Source organism: Arsenicicoccus cauae, assembly GCF_043162025.1.
Lineage (GTDB): Bacteria > Actinomycetota > Actinomycetes > Actinomycetales > Dermatophilaceae > Arsenicicoccus > Arsenicicoccus cauae.
Genome location: NZ_CP171001.1, coordinates 1,189,197 through 1,204,498 on the forward strand (window position 1 = coordinate 1,189,197; position 15,302 = coordinate 1,204,498).

Annotated in this window: 12 protein-coding genes; 8 read left to right on the forward strand and 4 right to left on the reverse strand. The window is 72.4% G+C overall.

From position 1 onward, the window contains the following. The first annotated feature begins 89 nt into the window (after positions 1-89). Entirely contained in the window at positions 90-2,630 is a 2,541-nt protein-coding gene (locus ACF3NS_RS05525) for a DNA polymerase III subunit gamma and tau (RefSeq protein ID WP_392468368.1), read from the forward strand. A 119-nt stretch (positions 2,631-2,749) separates the two neighbouring features. Beyond that, positions 2,750-3,418, forward strand: a complete 669-nt coding sequence (locus tag ACF3NS_RS05530; protein WP_392468370.1) for a lysophospholipid acyltransferase family protein — start codon at positions 2,750-2,752, stop codon at positions 3,416-3,418. A 70-nt stretch (positions 3,419-3,488) separates the two neighbouring features. Here ACF3NS_RS05530 and ACF3NS_RS05535 read toward each other — a convergent pair whose 3' ends face one another. Next, positions 3,489-4,313, reverse strand: coding sequence for an LLM class F420-dependent oxidoreductase (locus tag ACF3NS_RS05535; protein ID WP_392468373.1), 825 nt, complete (start codon positions 4,311-4,313; stop codon positions 3,489-3,491). Between the two features lie 107 nt (positions 4,314-4,420). On the opposite strand from ACF3NS_RS05535, the gene recR reads away from it, so the two are divergent. Beyond that, positions 4,421-5,020, forward strand: coding sequence for a recombination mediator RecR (gene recR / locus ACF3NS_RS05540; protein ID WP_392468376.1), 600 nt, complete (start codon positions 4,421-4,423; stop codon positions 5,018-5,020). Then, positions 5,013-5,582, forward strand: a complete 570-nt coding sequence (locus ACF3NS_RS05545; RefSeq protein ID WP_392468379.1) for a DUF5063 domain-containing protein — start codon at positions 5,013-5,015, stop codon at positions 5,580-5,582. Before recR ends, ACF3NS_RS05545 begins: the two co-directional genes overlap by 8 nt. Position 5,583: 1 nt before the next feature. Here the strand turns inward: ACF3NS_RS05545 and ACF3NS_RS05550 are convergent, their stop codons facing one another. Then, positions 5,584-6,858, reverse strand: a complete 1,275-nt coding sequence (locus tag ACF3NS_RS05550) for a glycosyltransferase (RefSeq protein WP_392468382.1) — start codon at positions 6,856-6,858, stop codon at positions 5,584-5,586. 116 nt (positions 6,859-6,974) lie between these two features. Between ACF3NS_RS05550 and ACF3NS_RS05555 the strand changes: the two genes are divergently transcribed. Both ACF3NS_RS05555 and ACF3NS_RS05560 read left to right on the forward strand, forming a co-directional pair. Next, positions 6,975-8,243: an aspartate kinase gene (locus ACF3NS_RS05555; protein WP_288797345.1), complete on the forward strand. Its 1,269-nt coding sequence runs from the start codon at positions 6,975-6,977 to the stop codon at positions 8,241-8,243. A 13-nt stretch (positions 8,244-8,256) separates the two neighbouring features. Continuing rightward, positions 8,257-9,324 (forward strand): aspartate-semialdehyde dehydrogenase, encoded by a 1,068-nt coding sequence (locus ACF3NS_RS05560; protein ID WP_392468386.1) that lies wholly within the window; start codon positions 8,257-8,259, stop codon positions 9,322-9,324. 102 nt (positions 9,325-9,426) lie between these two features. Here ACF3NS_RS05560 and ACF3NS_RS05565 read toward each other — a convergent pair whose 3' ends face one another. Both ACF3NS_RS05565 and ACF3NS_RS05570 read right to left on the reverse strand, forming a co-directional pair. After that, positions 9,427-10,407 (reverse strand): LLM class flavin-dependent oxidoreductase, encoded by a 981-nt coding sequence (locus ACF3NS_RS05565; RefSeq protein ID WP_392468389.1) that lies wholly within the window; start codon positions 10,405-10,407, stop codon positions 9,427-9,429. 118 nt (positions 10,408-10,525) lie between these two features. Further along, positions 10,526-11,656 carry a citrate/2-methylcitrate synthase gene (locus tag ACF3NS_RS05570; protein WP_392468391.1) on the reverse strand — a complete coding sequence of 377 codons (1,131 nt, stop codon included), beginning with the start codon at positions 11,654-11,656 and terminating at the stop codon, positions 10,526-10,528. 96 nt (positions 11,657-11,752) lie between these two features. On the opposite strand from ACF3NS_RS05570, the gene ACF3NS_RS05575 reads away from it, so the two are divergent. Next, positions 11,753-13,003, forward strand: coding sequence for a citrate/2-methylcitrate synthase (locus tag ACF3NS_RS05575; protein ID WP_392468392.1), 1,251 nt, complete (start codon positions 11,753-11,755; stop codon positions 13,001-13,003). Between the two features lie 263 nt (positions 13,004-13,266). Next, positions 13,267-15,261 carry a PTS mannitol transporter subunit IICBA gene (locus tag ACF3NS_RS05580; protein WP_392469083.1) on the forward strand — a complete coding sequence of 665 codons (1,995 nt, stop codon included), beginning with the start codon at positions 13,267-13,269 and terminating at the stop codon, positions 15,259-15,261. The last annotated feature ends 41 nt before the right edge of the window (positions 15,262-15,302 follow it).

Below are 15,302 nucleotides of genomic sequence, written 5' to 3' on the forward strand. Positions count from 1 at the left end.
GTGCGGGACCAGCGCGTATGCCGGTCCGGCCGCCCCAGGCCGGCGTGACGGCATACCCCTTGTCAGAGGCGACGACTAGGGTCGTGGCCGTGAGCACAGCCCTCTACCGCCGCTACCGCCCCGAGACGTTCACCGACGTCATCGGGCAGGAGCACGTGACCGAGCCCCTGATGCAGGCCCTGCGATCGGGGAGAGCCAGCCACGCCTACCTGTTCAGCGGTCCGCGAGGCTGCGGCAAGACGACCTCCGCCCGCATCCTCGCCCGTTGCCTCAACTGCGAGCAGGGTCCGACGGACACCCCCTGCGGCACGTGCGAGTCGTGCGTGGCCCTGGCGCGCGGTGGCGCGGGGTCGGTGGACGTGATCGAGATCGACGCGGCGAGCCACGGTGGTGTCGACGACGCCCGTGACCTGCGGGAGAAGGCGTCCTACGGCCCGGCCCGGTCGCGCTACAAGGTCTACATCATCGACGAGGCGCACATGGTGACGCCGCAGGGCTTCAACGCGTTGCTCAAGATCGTCGAGGAGCCGCCCGAGCACGTGAAGTTCGTCTTCGCGACCACCGAGCCGGACAAGGTGATCGGCACGATCCGATCGCGGACCCACCACTACCCCTTCCGGCTCGTGCCGCCCGCCCGGCTGACGGAGTACCTGCAGGAGCTGTGCGACGCCGAGGGCGTGCAGGTGGCGCAGGGGGTGCTGTCCTTCGTCGTGCGCGCGGGTGGTGGCTCTGTGCGTGACTCGCTGTCCGTGCTCGACCAGCTCATGGCGGGGGCCGGCGAGGAGGGGCTGACCTACGAGCGGGCGGCGGCGCTGCTCGGCTTCACCGAGGTGGAGCTGCTCGACGCGACGGTGGACGCGCTGGCCGCCGCCGACGGTGCCGCGGTGTTCCGCCAGATCGACAAGGTCATCGAGTCGGGCCAGGACCCGCGCCGCTTCCTGGAGGACCTGCTCGAACGGCTGCGCGACCTGATCATCGTCCTCGCCACCGACGAGGGCGCCGCGGCGGTCCTGCGAGGGGTGCCCGAGGACCAGCTCGAGCGGATGCGCTCCCAGGCGGCCGGCTTCGGGGCCGGCGCCCTGTCCCGCGCGGCCGACGTCGTCAACACCGGCCTCACCGAGATGACGGGGGCCACCTCCCCCCGCCTGCAGCTCGAGCTCATCTGCGCCCGGCTGCTGCTGCCCGGGGCCGCCGGCGAGCAGGGGTATGCCGCCCGCATCGACCGGCTCGAGCGCCGCATGGAGCTCGGCGCAGGCCACCCCACGTCCGCCGGGCCGGTTGCCGACCTGCGCGAGGTTCCGGGTGCGCGCCAGGGTGGTCTCACCGGCGCCGACGCGGCGCGGGCTGCCGCACGGCGTCCCCCCGAGGCGTCGTCGCCCGCGGAGGCAGCGGTGGCCGCCGCGTCCCCCCCGTCGTCCCCCTCGCCGTCGTCCACCACCGCGTCGTCCACCACCCCGTCCCCGTCCCCTGTGGCCGAGCGGGGGGAGGAGGTGCGCCAGCAGGTCGCGGCGGACGCCTCCAGGGTCAGCGACGTGCCGATGCCCGCGCCGGCTGCCTCGGGGGACGTGCCCCGCAGCGCCGGCGTCTCGGCGCAGGAGCGTGAGGCGCTGCAGCAGAAGCACGTGCGGGAGAGCCGTCCTTCGGCGGCGCAGCCGCAGCGCCCCCCGCAGTCCCCCGGCGGGGTCGACGCCGACATGCTGCGGCGCGCCTGGCCCGACGTGCTGGCCGCCGTCTTCAAGGACAAGCGCGTGACCTGGACGATGCTGTCCGAGCACGCCCAGATCATGGAGTTCGACGGCCGTCGCGTCGTGCTCGGCATCAACAACCCCGGTGTCGCGCAACGGTTCGCGACGAGCAAGGTGCACGCCGAGGTCGTGCGTCAGGCGCTGATCGACGTGATCGGCGTCGACGCCCAGGTCGAGGGGGTGCCGCTCGCGTCCCACGCGGCCGGTGGCCACGGTGCCGTCCCGCCCACACGCCCGCCGGCAGCCCCGCGGCAGTCCGATCCGTCAAGCCCAACAACCCCATCAGCGCCATCAACGCCGCCGACGCCCTCAACGCCGTCAACGCCGCCCGCTCCGGGCGCGTCGGGCCCCGGCTCCGCCCCTGACCCGTCCGCGTCGATGCGGGAGGCCATGGGCATGGGGGGAGCGCCCTCCCGCAGCACCGACGACGGCTCCGGTGGCTGGGCCGCCGGCGCGCCGGCGCCCGACTGGGCGGCGCCCAGCCAGCCGACGACGCCGTCCACCGCAGCGGAGCCCCGCACGGACCGGTCGTCGGAGGGACAGACCTCTGCGCCGGCAGGGGAAGCCGACGCGGTGAGGCGCGGTCAGGCCGAGACCTCCGACGGGCCCGGCGCGGCGTCGCACGCCGCGGACGGCCCACGCGACGAGGACGAGCCCGTGGATCCCGAGTCGGTGCCCGTGGACGAGGCGTCGTTGTCGCCCTACCAGCGGGCGATGCGTCGAGCGGCGGCGCAGGAGGGGCGCCAGGCCCAGGGGCGCCAGGTTCGCCGGGTCTCCGACGACGACGTCAGCACCGATGACGAGAGCGTGGACGGAGGTGCCGCCGGGCCGGCGGTCATCGCCAGCATCCTCGGCGGCAAGGTCATCGAGGATCGGAGCCCCTGACGGTGCCCACCGAGGCGGTGGGACCGGCATACGGACGCGGGGCGCGCCAGGGGACCTACCGCCACGTCAAGGACCGCTAGGCTCGCCCCGCACGCCCGTTCCGTCGACTGCGAGGGTCCATGTTCTACCGACTCGTCCACTCGGTGCTCAAGCCGGTGACCCACGCGATCTATCGGCCGCGCATCGAGGGCATGGACAACGTCCCCCGGCGCGGGCCGGTGATCCTGGCGAGCAACCACCTGTCGTTCATCGACAGCTTCGTGATCCCGCTGGCGGCTCCGCGCCAGGTCGCCTTCCTCGCCAAGGCGGAGTACTTCACCGGCACGGGCGTCGTGGGCGCGATCCGTCGCGAGATGTTCGAGGCCGTCGGTGCCATCCCGGTCGACCGCGACTCCTCCCGCGCTGCGCAGCAGTCGCTCGAGGCGCAGCTGGAGGTCCTGCGTCGCGGCGGCGCCACCGGCATCTATCCGGAGGGCACCCGATCGCGCGACGGCCGGCTCTACAAGGGCAAGACGGGAGCGGCCTGGCTCGCGCTGCAGGCGGGCTGCCCGATCGTGCCGGTCGGTCTGATCGGCACGCCCGACATCCAACCCGTCGGCGCGCGCTGGCCCCGGATCGCCAAGGTCACCGTGAGGTTCGGCACCCCCATCGAGGTGGCCGGGCGCTTCGACGGCATCCCCGCCGCCAAGGCCCGCCGCCAGGTCACGGACGAGGTGATGGCCGCGATCCACGAGCTGACCGGCCAGGAGCTCGCGGGCACGACCAACGACCGCTCCGCCCAGGTCTGAGGCGTCCGCTCCGGTCGGCGTCCGTGAGCTGGGAGCGCACGTATGACGGCGGGTGCGGTCAGTCGTGCGGTCAGCGGGAGGCGTTGAGCTCGTCGCGCCACCGCAGCCACGGCTCCACGTGCTCCATCGGGTAGTCCGGCCCGCTCACACCCATCGTGAACGTCGTCGCGCCCATCTCGAGCAGCGGCGTGCCCTCCACCTCCGGTGCCTCCGGCTGCCGCGCGTCGCGCCCGCGGCCGCCGACGCCGACCGACATCTCGATCTCGGCGGGGTCCCGCCCGACCGCGGCGCAGTGGTCCCGCAGCACCGACGCCTTGTGCGCCAGCTCCTCGCCCGTCGCGAAGGTGTGCCAGATGTCGGCGTGCTGCGCCACGATCCGCAGTGTCTTGCGCTCGCCACCGCCGCCGATCAGCACGGGGATGTCGCGCGTGGGCTGCGGGTTGAGCGCGGCCCACCGGGCCTTGATGCGCGGCATCGACGCGGCGAGGTCGTCCAGGCGAGAGCCGGCGGTGCCGAACTCGTAGCCGTACGCGTCGTAGTCGCGCTCGAACCACCCCGACCCGATGCCGAGGATCAGCCGGCCGTCGCTGATGTGGTCGACCGTGCGGGCCATGTCGGCGAGCAGGTCGGGGTTGCGATAGCTGTTGCACGTGACCAGGGGCGCCAGCTGCACCCGGGTCGTCTGCTCGGCCCACGCTGCCAGCAGCGTCCAGCACTCGAAGTGCGCGCCGTCCGGGTCGCCGTTCAGCGGATAGAAGTGGTCCCAGTTGTAGACGATGTCCACGCCCAGGTCCTCGGCCCGACTGACGGCGTCGCGGAGCTGGGCGTAGGTGGCGTGCTGCGGCTGGAGCTGGAGCCCGATGCGGGTGGGGCGCGAGGCGGCGGCGGTCGTCATACCGTCCACCATCCCCGACCCACCGCCGTCGCACCAGTCGACGTCCTCCCTGACCCGGACGCCCGGCACGACGGGGTTTGTCGGCGCCAGGGCATAGGCTCGCGGTTGTGTATGAAGGCGCTGTCCAAGACCTGATCGACGAGCTCGGCAGACTTCCCGGGGTCGGTCCCAAGAGTGCGCAGCGCATCGCGTTCCACATCCTGCAGGCCGACCAGGCCGACGTGAGCCGGCTCGTGGAGGCGCTCAACCAGGTCAAGGCCAAGGTGCGGTTCTGCGTGGTGTGCGGCAACGTCGCCGAGGCCGAGCAGTGCCGCATCTGCCTCGACCCGCGGCGCGACCCGGGCCTGATCTGCGTGGTCGAGGAGCCCAAGGACGTCGTGGCCATCGAGCGGACGCGCGAGTTCCGGGGTCGCTACCACGTGCTCGGCGGCGCCATCAGCCCGATCGACGGCATCGGCCCGGACGACCTGCGCATCACCGAGCTGATGGCCCGGCTCGGCAGCACCGAGATCACCGAGATCATCATCGCCACGGACCCCAACCTCGAGGGCGAGGCCACCGCGAGCTATCTCGCGCGCCTCCTCGGGCCGCTGGGGCTGCGGGTGAGCCGCCTCGCGAGCGGGCTGCCGGTGGGTGGAGACTTGGAGTACGCCGACGAAGTCACGCTCGGGAGGGCGTTCGAGGGCAGGAGGATGCTCAATGTCTGACCGGACGATCGCGGACGACCTGGCTGCGGTGGAGAGCCAGACCGCTCAGGACGTGCGCGCCTTCTGCGACATCGTGACCGACGTGGCCCGGGGCGACGCCCCCGACTCGGCCATCCCGTTCCTGCTGCTGGGTCTGTCACAGGTGCTCCTGACGGGCGCGCGCCTCGGGGCCATCCAGGACGTCGTCCTGGACGAGAGGTTCGAGCCCGACCCTGGTCCGGACGTCGACACGGACCCGGTCCGCGAGGGCCTGGCCCGGTTGTTCGAGGGCCTGGACGACTATGCCGACGTCGTCGACCCCGTCACCTCGGGGGAGCTCACGGCAGGCTCCCTGTCCAACGACCTGGCCTCCATCGTCGTCGACCTGGTCCACGGCCTGCAGCACCACGAGGCAGGGCGGCCGGTCGAGGCGTTGTGGTGGTGGCAGTTCTCCTACCTGTCCTCCTGGGGCGACCGCGCCGCGTCAGCGCTGCGCGTCCTGCAGTCCGTGCTGTCCCACATCCGCCTGGATGCCGACCAGGAGACCGTGGCCGAGGCGGAGTTCGAGGCGCTGCACACCTGAGTCAGCGGGCAAAGGTCCGCTCGAGGTGGGCGACCGCCGCCGCGACCCCGTCCTCGGTGCGCACCTGGTCGCCGAGCCTGCGGGCGGCATCGGCGCACCCGGGTGTCAGAGCCGCTCGTAGGCCGTCCGCCAGCCGCTGCGCGGTGAGCTCTCGCCGCGCGACGGGCGCCGGCCCGCACCCGAGCTCGTGGACCCGCCGCCCCCAGTAGGGCTGGTCGCCCATGTGCGGCACGACCACCTGGGGCACCCCCGCGCGGAACGCCGCCCCGGTCGTGCCTGCTCCGCCGTGCCCGACCACGGCCGCCATACGCGGAAAGAGCAGATCGTGAGAGGCCCCCTCGATGGTGAGGACATCGTCGCCGGTGACGTGCAGGTCGGCGTTGCCCCGCAGCACGACCGCACGGACCCCGGCGGCCCGGCAGGCGTCGGCCACGAGTCGCGAGCTCCCGCGAGGATCAGGTGAGCTCATCGACCCGAAGCCGACGTAGACCGGTGGCGGACCGGCCTCGACGAAGGCGAGCAGCGCGGGGTCGGGCTCGCCGGGGTGACCGGGGTCGCCGGGATCGCCGGGGTGGGCGGGCAGCGTCCACCAGCCGGTGACCTGCACCGGCATGGGCCAGTCCGGTGCCGGCGGCACCACGCGCGGGCTGACGGCCAGGAGCGTCGGCGTGCAGCGGATGTCCGTGCGCACCTGCTGCAGGGTGGGGCGGCGGCTGCCCAGTCGCCGACGCAGCTCGGCGGCGATCGGGGCGACGACGGGCTGGACGGCCGTGGAGGTCAGCGCCCCCAGCACCCGGTTGAGGGTGCTGTGTCGACGGGGGAGGGCGGCATACACGTAGGACGACCCGAGCGAGGTCTGCAGCGCAGGCGCGAACAGCGCGATGGCATGACCGATCCCGGTGGCGCGGGCGAGGGCCCAGCCCGCCTCGAAGGTGAGCGTGCTCGAGATCAGCACGTCGTGGTCCGGCACGGCACGCAGCAGGGTGGTGGAGACGACGTCGGCGGCCAGGGTGCTGACCTCGCGCATCATCCGCAGCTCGCCGACGACGGTGCGAGACGTGCCGCCGAGCCAGCGGCGGCCGAGGTCGGTGCGGGACAGCTCGGCGACCGACACGCCGAAGTCCGTGTAGCCGAGGCCCTGCTCGCGGATCCACGCCTCGAAGTCCAGGGTCGCGGCGACGGTCACCTCGTGACCGGCCGCGCGCAGCCCCAGCCCGAGCGCGACGAAGGGCTGGACGTCCCCGCGCGATCCCCAGGCGAGAAGCAGGTAGCGCACCCGTCGAACCTACCCGAGGCATCTCGGGATGCGGCGTCCGCCAGGCGCGGCGGCGGTGCTCGCTAGGCTGGCCCCGCCCCATCCCCGTCCCCGTCCCCGTCCCGAGAGGCGAGCCCGTGAGCCTGGTGGTCATGAAGTTCGGCGGTTCGTCCGTCGCGGACGCCGACAGCGTCAAGCGTGTCGCGCGCCGGATCGTCGAGACCAAGAAGGCCGGCAACGACGTCTGCGTCGTGGTGAGCGCCATGGGTGACAGCACCGACGAGCTCATCGACCTGGCGACGCAGATCAGCCCGCTGCCCCCCCTGCGCGAGATGGACATGCTCCTCACGGCGGGCGAGCGGATCTCGATGGCGGTCATGGCGATGGCGATCGCCAACCTCGGCTACACCGCTCAGTCCTTCACGGGCAGCCAGGCCGGCATCATCACCGACGAGCAGCACGGCAAGGCGCGCATCCTCGATGTCACCCCCGGCCGCATCCGCGCCGCCATGGACGTCGGCCACATCGCGATCGTCGCCGGCTTCCAGGGGGTCTCGCAGGAGACCAAGAACATCACGACCCTCGGCCGCGGTGGCTCGGACACCACCGCGGTGGCCCTGGCGGCGGCGCTCGAGGCGGACGTCTGCGAGATCTACACCGACGTCGACGGCGTCTTCACCGCCGATCCCCGCATCGTCCCCACCGCCCGCAAGCTCGACCGCGTCTCCAGCGAGGAGATGCTCGAGCTGGCCGCCAACGGCGCCAAGATCCTCATGCTGCGCTGCGTCGAGTACGCCCGCCGCTACAACCTCCCGATCCACGTGCGGTCGTCCTTCTCCCACAAGGAGGGCACCCTCGTCATGGACCACCCCGAAGGAGCAGACGTGGAAGCATCCCTGATCTCCGGAGTCGCGCACGACCGCAGCGAGGCCAAGATCACGATCGTGGGCGTGCCGGACAACCCGGGCAAGGCCGCCGAGATCTTCGAGGCGCTGTCGCAGGCCGGCGTCAACATCGACATGATCGTGCAGAACGTCTCGGCCGTGGAGACCGGCCTGACGGACATCTCCTTCACCCTCCCCAAGACGGACGGCCCGCAGGCGGCCCAGTTCCTCGGCCGGGTCCAGGAGCGCGTCGGTTTCCGGTCGCTGCAGTATGACGACCAGATCGGCAAGCTCTCGCTCGTCGGCGCGGGCATGAAGTCCAACCCCGGGGTGTCGGCGACCTTCTTCAAGGCGCTGGCGGACTCGGGCATCAACATCGAGATGATCTCGACCTCCGAGATCCGCATCTCGGTCGTCACCCGCGACGACCAGCTCGACGACGCGGTGCGCGCCGTGCACACCGCGTTCGGGCTGGACAGCGCGTCCGGCGAGGCCGTCGTCTATGGCGGCACCGGGCGCTGAGAAGGAGACTGACATGAGCACTGGAGTCAACCTCGGCGTCGTCGGCGCCACCGGGCAGGTCGGCACCGTCGTCCTGAGGATCCTCGAGGAGCGCGACTTCCCGGTCGCCTCCCTGCGGCTGTTCGCGTCCGCGCGCTCGGCGGGCAGGACCCTGACCTACCGCGGGCAGGAGATCACGATCGAGGACGCCGCGACGGCCGACCCCAGCGGGCTGGACATCGCGATCTTCTCCGCCGGCGCGACCACCTCCAAGTCGCAGGCGCCGCGGTTCGCCGAGGCCGGGGTCGTCGTGGTCGACAACTCCTCCGGCTGGCGCAAGGACCCCGAGGTCCCGCTGGTCGTGTCCGAGGTCAACCCCGGGGCCATCGGGGACCGCCCCAAGGGCATCATCGCCAACCCCAACTGCACGACGATGGCCGCGATGCCGGTGCTCAAGCCCCTCGCCGACGAGGCCGGACTCGAGCGGCTGGTCGTCTCGAGCTACCAGGCCGTGTCCGGCTCGGGGCTGGCCGGGGTCGAGGAGCTCGCCGGGCAGGTCCGGCGCGGCACCGACGCGGGTGAGGGCGCCATCGAGGGCCTGACCCACGACGGGTCCGCGGTCGACCTCGGCGAGCCCGCCAAGTACGTCGCACCCATCGCCTACAACGTGCTCCCCATGGCCGGCTCGATCGTCGACGACGGCTCCCTCGAGACCGACGAGGAGCAGAAGCTCCGCAACGAGTCCCGCAAGATCCTGGACCTGCCCGAGCTGCGCGTCTCCGGCACGTGCGTGCGCGTGCCGGTCTTCAGCGGGCACTCGCTGTCGATCAACGCGGAGTTCGCCCGCCCCCTCTCGGTCGAGCGGGCCACCGAGCTGTTGGCGTCCGCGCCGGGCGTCGAACTGCGCGACGTGCCGACACCCCTCGAGGCGGCGGGCGCCGACCCGTCATACGTCGGGCGCATCCGGCAGGACCAGTCGGTCGACGGCGGCAAGGGGTTGGTGCTCTTCATCAGCAACGACAACCTGCGCAAGGGCGCGGCGCTCAACGCCGTGCAGATCGCCGAGCTCGTGGCCGACGAGCTGGGGCTGCGCCCCGCCTGACCCGCACCCCCCGAAAACCCGCAAGATCGTGAGGGTTTCGTCCACGCAAGGTGGACGAAACCCTCACGATCTTTGTGTGTGGGTGGCGGGTGAGGGAGCGGCTCAGGGCACGGTGGCGATGATCTCGAGCGCCCGCAGCCGGGCGTCGAGCCCCTGGGTGGCGTTGGTGACCATGAGCTCGTCGGCCTGGGCGTGGTCCCGGAACTCCGCGAGGTAGCGCGCCACCTCGGCCCCGTCCCCGACCGCCGTCCAGCGCATCATGTGCTGCACCTGCTGCCCGAACGCCGTGCCCATTGCCTCGTCCACCTGCTCCTCCGTCAGCTCGGTGCCGCGCCGACCGGCCATGGTGCGCAGCCGCTGGCGGCGCACCAGGCGGGCCTGCTCCTCCGCCGTGGCGGTGTCGTCCGCGGCGATCACGTTGAGCGCGGCGATGACATAGGGCTCGGCGAGCTGCTCGGAGGGCTGGAAGCGGTCGCGATAGACCTGCACGGCCTGCTCGAGCGCGTCCGGGGCGAAGTGGCTGGCGAAGGAGTAGGGCAGTCCGAGGGCCGCGGCGAGCTGCGCGCCGAACAGCGACGACCCGAGGATGTAGAGCGGGACCTGCGTCCCCCAGCCCGGGTAGGCGTGGATGCCCGGCACGAGCGTGTCCTGCGACAGGTAGCCCTGCAGCTCCTGCACGTCCTGGGGGAACTGGTCGGAGGCGCGCGGGTCGCGGCGCAGCGCACGCAGCGTCTCCTGATCGGTGCCCGGGGCGCGGCCGAGGCCCAGGTCGATGCGCCCGGGGTGCAGCTCGGCGAGCGTCCCGAACTGCTCGGCGATGACCAGCGGGGAGTGGTTGGGGAGCATGACACCGCCGGCGCCGACGCGGATCGTCGAGGTCGCCGACGCGACGTGGCCGATCAGCACCGAGGTCGCCGCGGACGCGATGGTCCGCATGTTGTGGTGCTCGGCATACCAGATGCGCTCGAACCGCCCGGTCTCCTCGGCCTTCTGCGCGAGGGCGACGCTCTCGAGGAGCGCGTCGCGCGTGCTCTGGGCGGGGGCGACGAACGCCAGGTCAAGGATCGACAGGGGAGTGGCCATGTGGGGGACAACAGGGCCGCAGCGGCGGGGATTCCCGGCCGTCCGGCCACGAGACCGGCCACGAGACCGTATGCCGACGCGCCCGCCGCCACCCGGGGTGGCGGCGACGCGCGCCGGCTCAGCGCACGACGGGCGGCCCCACGTAGCGCGCCGCCGGGCGGTAGATCTTGGTCGTGGCCGCCTGCTCGAGGATGTGGGCGGTCCACCCGACGACCCGGCTGACGGCGAAGGTGGGCGTGAACATCGAGCGGGGGATGCCGCAGCGCTCCATCAGGACGCCCGCGTAGTACTCGACGTTGGCGTAGAGCTCGCGCCCCGGCTTGAGCTCGGCGAGGGTGTCCTCGACGACCTGCTCGACGGCCACCGCCAGCTCGACGAGGGGCCCGCCGAGGCGCTGCGCCTCGGCCTTAAGCATCTCGGCCCGGGGGTCGTGCGTGGTGTAGACGGCGTGCCCGAACCCCATGATCCGGTCCCCGGCCGCGACGCGCTCGCGCACCCACCCAGGTGCCCGGTCGACGCTGCCGATCTGGTCGAGCGCCTCGAGGGCGCGGTCGGGTGCGCCGCCGTGCAGCGGCCCCGAGAACGCGCCGAGCGCCGCGCACAGCGCCGACCCCACGTCGGCCCCCGAGGACGCGACGACCCGGGCGGCGAAGGTCGAGTTGTTGAAGCCGTGGTCGACCGTCGCGACGAGGTAGCGGTTGATGGCGCGCTCCACCTCGGGCGCCGGGCGCTCGCCGGTGATCATCCACAGCCAGTCCGCGGCCGCCGAGAGCGTGGGGTCGGGGGCGACGGCACGGAGCCCGGCGCCCCGGCGGTGCAGCGCCGCGAGGATCGTGGGCGTGGCGGCGGCCAGGCGCAGTGCCTCGGCCCGGACGACGGCAGGCGAGGCGGCATACGTGGGCGGTGAGCCCGTGGCGAGGTGGGACAGGACGGTGCGCAGCTGCGCGAGGGGCGCGGCCGGGGTGCCGGTCGAGGCCTCGCGGTCGACGAGGTCGAGGGTCGCGTCGTCGAGGACCCGCAGCGGGGCGAGCTCCTCGGCGAAGGCGCGGGCCTCGTCGGGCGTCGGCAGCGAGCCGGTGAGCAGCAGGTGCCAGACGTCCTCGAGGGAGCAACGCTCGACGAGGTCGAGCGCCGAGTGCTCGCGGTAGTGGTAGAAGCCCTCGGCGCCGCGTACGTCGCCGACGGCCGTGTCGGCGACGACGAGGCCCTTGAGCCCCGGTGGGACGGCGAGGTCGCGTGTGGTGGTCATGGTCATCACGGTCGGCCTGCTATCAATGTGTTGTCAACGTTGACCGCGTGCATGGTTGACGGTGTCAACGTCGCCTGATCGCTGCTCGGAGGTCGTATGCCGAACCGCCCCGTCCCGCGCCCCACCCGCACGCGCGTGCCCGACCGAGAGCTGCTCACCACGGCGCAGGTCGCCCGCCTGCTGGGGGTCAAGACTCAGACCGTCTACGCCTACGTGAGCCGGGGACAGCTGAGCCCGACCCACCGCGACGGGCGGCGGGCGAGCTACTTCGCGCCGGAGGAGGTGGAGGCGCTGCAGCGGCGCTCGGGGTCGCTCGGGCGGGGGACCGGGCTGGCGGAGTCCGTGCGCACCACCATCACCCGGCTCGAGGGTGACCGGCTCGCCTACCGGGGGCGCGACGCTACCGTGCTCGCCGAGACCGCCTCGGTGGAGGAGGTCGCGGGCCTGCTGTGGGGCGGCGACGAGCCGGTCGCGTCGGTCGCGTCGGTCGCGGAGGAGGACGCCCTGGCCGACGTCCGCGCGGGGCTGGCGGCCCTGCCCGAGGGGGCCCGACTCGTCGAGCGGCTGCGCCTGGCGGTGCTGCTGCTGACCGCGCGCGACGCGCGCCGGCACGACCTCGCCGCGTCGGCCGTGCGTGAGCGGGCCGGGCGCCTGATCGCCACCGCCACCGCCGCGCTCCTGCCCCGCGAGGCGTGGGGGTCGGCATACGAACGGTCCGACCAGGCGACGAGGTGGACGGCGGTCGTGGGCGGCGACCCCGGGGACCCGTCGCTGGTGGACCTCGTGCGCCGGGCGCTCGTGCTGCTGGCCGACCACGACATGGCCGCCTCGACGACGGCGGTGCGGGTGAGCGCCAGCGTGCGCGCCGACCTCGGGTCCTGCCTGCTCGCGGGGCTGAGCGCGATGGACAGCCCGCTGCACGGCTCGGCGGGGGTGCGGGCCCGGCTCCTCCTCGAGGCGGCGGTCGCCGACCCGGCGGGGACCCTCGGACGGGTCCTCACCGACCCCGGCCAGGCCGCGGGCTTCGGCCACCGCGTCTATCGCGACAGCGACCCCCGGGCCGAGCACCTGCTGGGAGCGCTGCGGGCTGCCGGGCTGGGGGAGCTGGAGGGGCCCACGGCGCTGCTCGAGGAGGGGTTGTGGGAGCGGCACGGTCTGTTCCCCAACAGCGACTGGGCGCTCGCGGTGCTGACCCACCGTCACGCCCTGGTGGGGGACGCGCCCGAGGCGCTGTTCGCGGGGGCGCGGCTCGTGGGCTGGGTGGCGCACACGCTGGAGGAGTATGCCGAGGAGCCGCTGCGCTTCCGCCTGATGGGGGTGTACCAGGGGCGTCGCGACCCAGCCTGACATGTCCGTTCATGCCCGTCAGCGCGTTACCGCTCGTGGTGTCGCGTCCGGTGCTGATGCGGTTGTGCCTGAAAATCTGCGTTCGGGGGACTTTTGCTATTGACTGGTCAGAAGTGGGGCGCTTTACTGGTCCCACGGATCCTCGCCGTTGAGGGTCACCTGGGAAAGGATCGGCCGTGGCTAGTACCACCGGCACCTCGGGCGGCGCAGAGCGCGTGTCGGCCCGCGTGCACGTCCAGAAGTTCGGAACCTTCCTGTCCAACATGGTCATGCCCAACATCGGCGCGTTCATCGCGTGGGGCCTGATCACCGCCCTGTTCATCGAGAAGGGGTGGCTCAACTCCGGCGGCACCGGGGGTCTCGCGGCCAACAGCTGGGTGGCCCAGATCGGCGGCTGGGGCGACTTCAAGGACGGCGGCATCGTCGGTCCGATGATCACCTACCTGCTGCCCCTGCTCATCGGCTACACCGGCGGCAAGAACATCTACGACGTCCGCGGCGGCGTCGTCGGCGCGATCGCCACGATGGGCGTCATCGCCGGCACCGACATCCCGATGTTCATGGGCGCCATGATCATGGGCCCGCTCGGTGGCTGGACGATGAAGAAGATCGACGCCATCTGGGACGGCAAGATCAGGCCCGGCTTCGAGATGCTGGTCAACAACTTCTCGGCCGGCATCTGGGGCATGATCCTGGCCCTCGCCGGCTTCTTCGCCATGGGCCCGGTGGTCGAGGCCTTCAGCAAGGCCGCGAGCCAGGTGGTGCAGTTCCTCGTCAACCACGGGCTGCTGCCGCTCACCTCGATCCTCATCGAGCCCGCCAAGATCCTCTTCCTCAACAACGCCATCAACCACGGCATCCTCACCCCCCTCGGCACCAACGAGGCCGTCGACAAGGGCAAGTCGATCCTGTTCCTGCTCGAGGCCAACCCCGGCCCCGGCCTCGGCCTGCTGCTCGCCTTCGCGATCTTCGGCAAGGGTCTGGCCAAGGGTTCGGCTCCCGGCGCCGCGATCATCCACTTCCTCGGTGGCATCCACGAGATCTACTTCCCGTACGTCCTCATGAAGCCGAAGCTCATCGCGGCCGTGATCCTCGGCGGCATGTCCGGCGTCTTCACCAACGTGCTCTTCGGCTCGGGCCTGCGCGCCCCCGCCGCACCCGGGTCCATCATCGCCGTGCTGCTCCAGACCGCGAACGACAGCTACGTCGGCGTCATCCTCTCGGTGATCGTCGCGACGGCCGTGACCTTCGTCGTCGCCTCCCTGCTGCTCAAGACCGACCGTGCCGACGACGAGGGCGACCTAGCCGCCGCCACCGCGCAGATGGAGGCCAACAAGGGCAAGAAGTCCTCGGTCGCCTCGTCCCTGACCGGTGCAGCCGCGGGCGCGGGCGTCGCCAGCGAGGGCCACAGCGGCCCGATCCACAAGATCGTCTTCGCCTGCGACGCCGGCATGGGGTCGTCCGCCATGGGCGCCTCGGTCCTGCGCCGCAAGGTCAAGGCGGCCGGTCACGACGACGTCACCGTCGTCAACAAGGCCATCTCCACCCTGTCCGACGAGTGGGACCTCGTGGTCACCCACCAGGACCTCACCGACCGCGCCCGTCAGCGGACCGGTTCGGCCGTCCACGTGTCCGTGGACAACTTCATGAACAGCCCGCGGTACGACGAGATCGTCGATCTCCTTGGTCGCACCAACGGCTCCGAGACCCCCGCGGCCGTCGTTACCCCCTCCACGGTGGCCGCGGGCTCCACCTCAGGTGCCCGGGACGGTCACACCGTCACCGGTCGCACCGTCACCGGTCACGCCGACGCCCCCCAGGGTGGCGTGCTGCACCGCGACGGCATCGAGCTGTCGGGCCGCGCCCGGACGCGTGAGGAGGCCATCGAGGAAGCCGGTCGCCTCCTTGTCGCGCAGGGCGCGGTGGACGACGCCTACGTCGCGTCGATGCACGAGCGCGAGCGCTCCGTATCGACCTACATGGGCAACCTGCTCGCGATCCCGCACGGCACCAACGAGGCCAAGTCGTCCATCCGTCGCACGGCCCTGTCGTTCGTGCGCTACGCCGACCCGGTGGACTGGAACGGCAACGCGGTGAAGTTCGCGGTCGGCATCGCCGGCGCCGGCGACGACCACCTCACGCTGCTCGCCTCGCTCGCCCAGGTGTTCCTGGACGAGCAGCAGGTGGCGCGTCTCGAGGCGGCGACGTCGCCGGAGGAGGTGCAGGAGATCCTCTCCACCGTCCAGGCGCAGGCCTGACACAGCCCCTGAGGACCCGACCGAGGGACGAGGGAGGCCCG